Annotated in this window: 6 protein-coding genes; all 6 read left to right on the top strand. The window is 60.1% G+C overall.

All coding sequences use genetic code 11. The annotated features are described in order from the left end of the window. Positions 1–170: 170 nt before the first annotated feature. The 6 genes from Q0K17_RS09630 (at position 171) to Q0K17_RS09605 (ending at position 7,026) form a co-directional block, all read left to right on the top strand. Positions 171–3,764, top strand: a complete 3,594-nt coding sequence (locus Q0K17_RS09630; RefSeq protein ID WP_294542607.1) for an ABC transporter ATP-binding protein/permease — start codon at positions 171–173, stop codon at positions 3,762–3,764. Between the two features lie 145 nt (positions 3,765–3,909). Further along, positions 3,910–4,527, top strand: coding sequence for a glycerol-3-phosphate acyltransferase (locus Q0K17_RS09625; protein ID WP_294542606.1), 618 nt, complete (start codon positions 3,910–3,912; stop codon positions 4,525–4,527). After that, positions 4,515–5,633 (top strand): glycosyltransferase, encoded by a 1,119-nt coding sequence (locus Q0K17_RS09620; protein ID WP_294542604.1) that lies wholly within the window; start codon positions 4,515–4,517, stop codon positions 5,631–5,633. Before Q0K17_RS09625 ends, Q0K17_RS09620 begins: the two co-directional genes overlap by 13 nt. Beyond that, positions 5,599–5,919 (top strand): hypothetical protein, encoded by a 321-nt coding sequence (locus Q0K17_RS09615; protein ID WP_294542602.1) that lies wholly within the window; start codon positions 5,599–5,601, stop codon positions 5,917–5,919. Before Q0K17_RS09620 ends, Q0K17_RS09615 begins: the two co-directional genes overlap by 35 nt. Before the next feature lie 119 nt (positions 5,920–6,038). Continuing rightward, positions 6,039–6,434 (top strand): transcriptional repressor, encoded by a 396-nt coding sequence (locus Q0K17_RS09610; protein ID WP_294542601.1) that lies wholly within the window; start codon positions 6,039–6,041, stop codon positions 6,432–6,434. A gap of 25 nt (positions 6,435–6,459) precedes the next feature. After that, a complete protein-coding gene (locus Q0K17_RS09605; protein ID WP_294542599.1) occupies positions 6,460–7,026 on the top strand; it encodes a 6-carboxytetrahydropterin synthase in 567 nt (188 codons plus the stop codon). Positions 7,027–7,035: the final 9 nt, after the last annotated feature.

Raw genomic sequence — 7,035 nt, 5'->3', positions numbered from 1 at the left:
GCTTTGCCGATGGTATTCTATCCATATTGTAATACGATTGATTACATCGACTTTCCGGGGATTTTGTCGTTGCCGAACCCCTTTTCAACCGGTTCCCACGGGGCCGTACAGCCACCCCCCTGTGCTTGTCCGCATCCCCGGACCTTCCTTATTTATACGGAGACAAGCCCATGCTTCAGATCAAAGACATTTGCAAGGAATACAAGACCGGCAATTTCGTTCAGAAAGCCCTGGACCATGTATCCCTCAACCTGCGTTCCAACGAGTTCGTGGCCATTCTGGGCCCCAGCGGTTCCGGCAAGACCACCCTGCTGAACATCATCGGCGGGCTGGACCGGTATGATTCCGGCGACCTCATCATCAACGGGATCTCCACCAAAAAGTACAAGGACCGGGACTGGGATTCCTACCGCAACCACACCATCGGGTTCGTGTTCCAGAGCTACAACCTGATCCCCCACCAGACGGTGCTGGCCAACGTGGAACTGGCCCTGACCATCTCCGGCGTGGGCAAGGTCGAACGCCGTCAGCGGGCCATCCAGGCCCTGCAACAGGTGGGCCTGGGGGAACAGCTGCACAAAAAGCCCAACCAGATGTCCGGCGGCCAGATGCAGCGGGTGGCCATCGCCCGGGCCCTGGTGAACAACCCGGACATCCTGCTGGCCGACGAACCCACCGGCGCCCTGGACAGTGCCACCAGCGTGCAGGTCATGGACCTGCTGAAGGAGGTGGCCAGGGACCGCCTGGTGGTCATGGTCTCCCACAACCCGGAACTGGCCAAACAGTATGCTACCCGCATTGTCAACCTGCGGGACGGCAAGATCCGCTCCGACTCCGACCCCTACCAGCCGGAGGAAGAACTGCCCGAAGCGGTGCACAAGAACATGGGCAAATCCTCCATGTCGCTGCTGACGGCCCTCTCCCTCAGCTTCAACAACCTGAAAACCAAAAAGGCCCGCACCATCCTGACCTCCTTTGCCGGGTCCATCGGCATCATCGGCATTGCCCTGATTCTGTCCCTGTCCACCGGGGTGAACCAGTACATCCAGGATGTGGAACGGGAGACTTTGTCCGAGTACCCTCTGCAGATCCAGAGTGCGGGATTTGACCTTTCCTCCCTGCTGGCCGAACCCACCGGCAGCTCCCAGCACGGGGAAGGGGAGGTGGCCATCCTGGACATGGTCACCAACATGTTCTCCACCATGAACTCCAATGACCTGAAATCCCTCAAGACCTGGCTGGACAGCGGTACCAGCGGCATCGAGCAGTACACCAGCGCGGTGGAATACTCCTACGACATCATGCCCCAGGTCTACCTGCAGCAGAAGGACGGGGTGCGCCAGGTCAACCCGGACAGCTCCTTCGCCGCCATGGGCCTGGGCTCCTCCATGAGTTCCAGCAGCATGATGTCCTCCATGATGGGTACCGACGTCTTTTACGAGATGCCGGACGACGAGGACCTCTACCGCACCCAGTACCAGGTGATGGCGGGCCGCTGGCCGGAAAACTACAACGAATGCGTGCTGGTACTGACCTCCGGGGGCGGCATGAGCGACTTCATGCTCTACACCCTGGGGCTGCGGGATTCCCAGGAACTGGACAAGATGGTGGATCAGTTTGTCAATGAGGAGGACGTGACCACCCCCCAGGACATGGGCACCTATACCTACGACGATATCCTGGGCATCACCTTCAAGCTGGTCAGCAGCCCGGATTACTATGAATACGACAGCGAGTACGGCGTCTGGCGGGACAAGCGGGACGATGACGCCTATATGCAGGACCTGGTCAGCAAGGGCGAGGACTTGACCATCGTGGGCATTGTCCAGCCCACCGAGGACGGCGGCATGCTCATGCAGTCGGGCATTGCCTACCTGCCCGCCCTGACCCGCCATGTGGCCGAGGAAGCCGCCCAAAGCAAGATCGTGCAGGACCAGCTGGCCGACCCCCACACCAACGTCTTCACCGGGGAACCCTTCGGGGAGGAAAAAGGGGAGAGCGGCTTTGAGATGGAGTCCCTGGTCAGCGTGGACGAGGACGCGCTGAAAAACCTCTTCTCCTTTGATGAAAGTGCCCTGACCGACGGCCTTTCCGGCTCCTTTGATATGGGCAGCATGGATATGAGCGGCATCGACATGGGATCGGTGGACCTGTCCGGCATGATCGACCCCAACAGCCTGCAGCTGGATATCCCGGAATTCCCCCAGATGAACATGGCCGACCTGATGAAGGGAGTCAAGTTCAACGTTTCTCAGGAATCCATCACCAACCTGGTCACCGGGCTGGTGGGCGGCTGGAACGACTATATGGCCGCCCACCCGGAAGCCGACTACACCGGCATGGGGGAGAGCTTCCTGGCTTTCCTGAAAACCGAGGAGGGGGGCAGGATCCTCAGCGAGAACCTGCAGGAGATCCTGGACGCCAACGGCATCACCGCCCCCACCCAGGAGCAGATCAAGGCGCTGCTCAACGAGGTGATCACCGGATTCTTCACCTACTGTGAAGAAAAACACTCGGACATCTTCGATCAGACCCTGACGGAGGAGGAGCTGCAGGCCCTGCTGCAAACCTATCTGGCCGAGTATCTGGCCACCCCCCAGGCCCAGGCCATCATCACCCAATGGCTGAACGACACCTTCCCCAATGCCGAGGACTGGACCATCACCCAGGAGCAGCTGACCAACCTGGCCAATGACCTGGCGGCGGGCTACCAGGCCTACACCGTGGCCCAGGGCCTGCCCGATCCTTCCAAGATGGGCGCCTACTTTGCCGACTACATGGGCAGCGAGCAGGCCCAGACCCTGCTCACCGGCAGCATCGCCTCCATGGTGGATGCCTCCGGCCTGCAGGACCAGCTGGCCTCCACCATGACCGGATACATGCAGACCCTCATGGGGTCTGTGGCCCAGTCTCTGGGCAGTTCCATCCAGACGGCCATGGCCTCGGTGATGGAGCAGGTGATGCAGCAGATCGCCGACAACATCCAGACCGCCATGGAAGGCGTGGTGCAGAAGCTGGGCGAAAACCTGGCCGAGGCCTTCCAGTTCGACCCGGAGGATTTTGCTTCCGCCTTCTCCATGAATATGGATGCGGAAGACCTTTCGGAACTGCTGCAGTCCATGAGCTTCTCCCAGGGTGCCACCTATGAGAGCAACCTCAGCTCCCTGGACTATGTGGACTTTGCGGACCCCAGCACCATCAGCATCTACCCCCTGGATTTCGAGAGCAAGGAACATGTGACTGATCTGCTCACCGCCTACAATGACCGCATGACGGCGGAGGGCAAGGAAGACCAGGTCATCACCTACACCGACACGGTGGGCACCCTGATGTCCTCGGTGACCGACATCATCGATATCATCAGCTATGTGCTCATTGCCTTCGTGGCCATCTCCCTGGTGGTCTCTTCCATCATGATCGGCGTCATCACCTACATCAGCGTGCTGGAACGCAAGAAGGAGATCGGCATCCTGCGTGCCATCGGTGCTTCCAAGCAGAATGTGTCCCAGGTGTTCAATGCCGAAACCTTCATCATCGGCCTGACGGCGGGACTCATCGGCATCGGGCTGACCCTGATTATCCTCATCCCCGGTAACGCCCTGATCCACCATCTGGCCAACTCCAACGATGTGAACGCCGTCCTGCCCGTCGGCGGTGCGGTGGTCCTCATTGCCCTGAGCGTGGTGCTGACCCTGCTGGGCGGTCTGATCCCCGCCAGCAAGGCGGCCAAGAGCGACCCCGTGGCGGCGCTGCGCACCGAGTGATCCCCCCTGCAGAACCATGCCCAAAGTCCGGCGGACCCGTGCTTTGGCGGTTCTGCTTTTTGTATTCCCGGCATCCTGCGGGGCGCGGGACCAAGAAAAGAAGAATCCGGCTGCATCCCAGCCGATAACAGAGAAGTGACCTGCTATGAAACCTGATTTGCCTATGCTGCTGTTCCCGTTGCTGGGATACCTGTCGGGCAGCGTGCTCTATGCCCAGCTGCTTGTGCGGTGGTTCACAGGCCGGGATCTGGTGGAGATCAGCGACGACCACAACCCCGGCACGGCCAATGCGTTCCGGTACGGGGGATTCTGGTGCGGCGTTCTCACCCTGGTCTGTGACCTGCTCAAAGGGTTTGTGCCCGTTCACCTGTTTATGGAAGGCCCGGTACATGAACCTTACACATACGCCCTGGTGATGGCAGCCCCGGTGATCGGACATGCCTTTTCGGCGTTCCACCGCTTTCACGGCGGCAAGGGCATCGCCGTCACCTTCGGATGCCTGCTGGGGCTTCTGCCGCTATGGCAGCCCTTTGCCGTGCTGGCGGCATTTTTCCTTCTGTTTTCGGTGGTCCTTCGGATCACACCGAACTATTACCGCACGCTGGCCACCTATATCTGTTCCCTGGCCAGCATGCCCTTTGTGGTCAGGCCCCCGGCCATTGGCGTGGGGTTCTGGTTCATCTCCTTTGCGGTGCTGTGGCGGATGCTGACCAGCAAGGAGAAAAAAGAACAACCGGAGGTGAAGCCGCTGTGGAAGCGCTGATTCTGTCCTGCGGCACCGGCGGGGGACACAATTCCGCCGCCCGTGCCATTGCCGAAGAACTGCAACGCCGTGGCCACAAGGCCCGGGTGCTCAATCCCTATACCCTGTACAGCATCCGGCTGGCCCAGAAGATCGATGGCTCCTATATATCCATGGTGCAGAAGCAGCCCCGGCTGTTCGGGGCCATGTACCGGGCGGGCCAGCTGTACCGGAATCTGCCGGTCCGGTCTCCGGTGTACTATGTGAACCGGGGCATGGTCCCTATCATGGAAGGCTATCTGCGGGAACACCCCTGTGATGTGGTCATCCTGACCCACCTGTACCCGGCCGAGATCATGACCAATCTGAAGGACCGCGGGGTGTCCATCCCCGGGACCCTCTACGTCTCCACCGACTATGTCTGCATTCCCTTCACCGAGGAGACCGAGTGCGATGCCTATGCCATTCCGGCCCGGGACCTGGCACCCGACTATATCCGGCGGGGGATGCCGGCGGAAAAACTGTACCCCCTGGGGATCCCCACCAGTCAGGCTTTTTCCCGGCCGGAAAGCCGGAAGGACGCCTGCGCCCGCCTGGGCCTGGACCCGGATAAAAGGTATATCCTGGTAGCGGGGGGCAGCATGGGCGGCGGCACCATCCGGGACACCATCCGCGCCCTCATGGCGGGGATCGCCGACCATCCCGACACCGCCCTGCTGCTTGTATGCGGCAACAACCGCGCCCTGTATGAGGAACTGGCACCCCGTCAGAGCGCGCAGGTCGTGGTGGTGGGCCATACCGAGGATATGGCTGGCTATATGCGGGCCTCTGACCTTTTTGTCACCAAGCCCGGGGGCCTCTCGTCCACCGAGGCGGCGGTCTGCGGCATTCCCATGCTGCATACGGCGGGCATTCCCGGCTGCGAGACCTACAATGCGGACTATTTTTCCGCCCACGGCATGAGCGTGGTGTGCAGCGACGCCGGGGAGGTGGCTGCCCGGGCGGCGGCTCTGCTGGCCGACCCGGAGACCTGTGCCGGAATGGTACGCCGCCAGCATGAACTGCTGGACGGTGCCGCCGCGGCCCGCATCTGTGATCTGGCCCAAACCATGGCAGCCGGCAACTGAGAACCCGGCCCTTTTCCTTTCCGGCATTTCAAAGGCAGTGGAAGATTCCGCTGCCTTTTTTCTGTGCCATGAGCCTAGAAAACCGCAATATATGTCGGTTCTTTCTCTCTGCTTGAGGAAAAAAACGCCCTTGCACAACTGCCTGACCGGGGAAACCGGGCTGCCGCACAGGCATATACTGGCCGGGAAATACCGGGAAGGGGAAGCAGGCCGGCAGCTTCCCCGGCCTTTGCAGGAGCGTGTCCTTGTTGAGAAAACGGCGGCTCGCTTTCAGGAAAATATATGATGAAGTTTCGCTGAAACGAAAGAAACGGACGCTTCTTGCCCAGTTGCCCGCTTTGCTTGACAAACAGGGCTGGCCTCTGTATATTGGAATTAGAATAATTCTAAATTTGGTGATACAGTATGAGATATGCCGATACGATCCTGGAGATCATCTCCTCTTCCCAAAGCCATATGACGGCGGAACAGATCTTTTTTGCCCTGAAGCAGCAGTGCCCTTCGGTGGTGCTGGCCACGGTGTACAACAACCTGAACACCCTCTACGCCCAGGAAAAGATCCGCAAGATCAGCGTGGCCGGCTACCCGGACCGGTACGACAAGAACACCCGGCACGACCATCTGGTCTGCCGCCGGTGCGGGGCTTTGCTGGACATCCATCTGTCCGATCTCACCCGGGAACTGGAACGTCAGACCGGTTTTGCCATTGAAGGGTATGACCTCAAGATCCGGTGCCTGTGTCCCCAATGCCGCGCCAAGGAACAAGCGGCTGACCAAGTATGCAAGTCCCAGGGCTTGTAAATATAGATAACGGGAGGTTTTTACCATGAGAAGCATCACGAAATTGGACCTGCAATACGCCCACCGGTTCTACGGTTTCAAGGGCGAAGCCCAGTATCTCCACGGCCACACCGGCGTTCTGACCATCGAGGTGGAGGACACCGTCGAGCCGGGGGTCAACATGGTGTTCCCCTGCAATGAGATCCAGAAAACCGCCTGGTCTGTTCTGAAAAACTTTGACCACGCCCTCATCCTGCGCCAGGACGACCCGCTGCTGCCCGCCATCCTCAAGGTGTACGAGGAGCAGGGCATCCGCGACGGCGCCCCCCAGAACCAGATGAAGGGCCCCGCCTTCCAGACAGAGCTGGCCACCGCCTACCCGGAATGCCGCCTGGTGGTCACCAAGGAGACCCTGACGGTGGAAGGCATGATCAAGATCGTCTACGACCTGCTCAAGGACAAGCTGAACATTGCCAAGATCACCTTCACCAGCGGTGTGAACGCCGCCTCCGCGGAGTTCGAGACCCACAACCAGATCGACCGCTGCCCGCTGTGCGGCATCGCCCTGAATGAAAACGGCGTCTGCCCCAAGTGCGGCTACAAAAAGAACTGACCCTCTCCC

The sequence above is a fragment of the uncultured Gemmiger sp. genome (assembly GCA_944388105.1).
Lineage (GTDB): Bacteria > Bacillota > Clostridia > Oscillospirales > Ruminococcaceae > Gemmiger.
Note: the sequence above shows the minus strand (reverse complement) of the source record. Positions and strands in the feature narration are given on the sequence as shown.

What these genes read in the sequence shown, in the direction of transcription:
- Q0K17_RS09605 (WP_294542599.1), top strand. Translation starts at nt 6,460, where the DNA reads ATGAGAAGCATCACGAAATTGGACCTGCAATACGCCCACCGGTTCTAC.
- Q0K17_RS09610 (WP_294542601.1), top strand. Translation starts at nt 6,039, where the DNA reads ATGAGATATGCCGATACGATCCTGGAGATCATCTCCTCTTCCCAAAGC.
- Q0K17_RS09630 (WP_294542607.1), top strand. Translation starts at nt 171, where the DNA reads ATGCTTCAGATCAAAGACATTTGCAAGGAATACAAGACCGGCAATTTC.
- Q0K17_RS09625 (WP_294542606.1), top strand. Translation starts at nt 3,910, where the DNA reads ATGAAACCTGATTTGCCTATGCTGCTGTTCCCGTTGCTGGGATACCTG.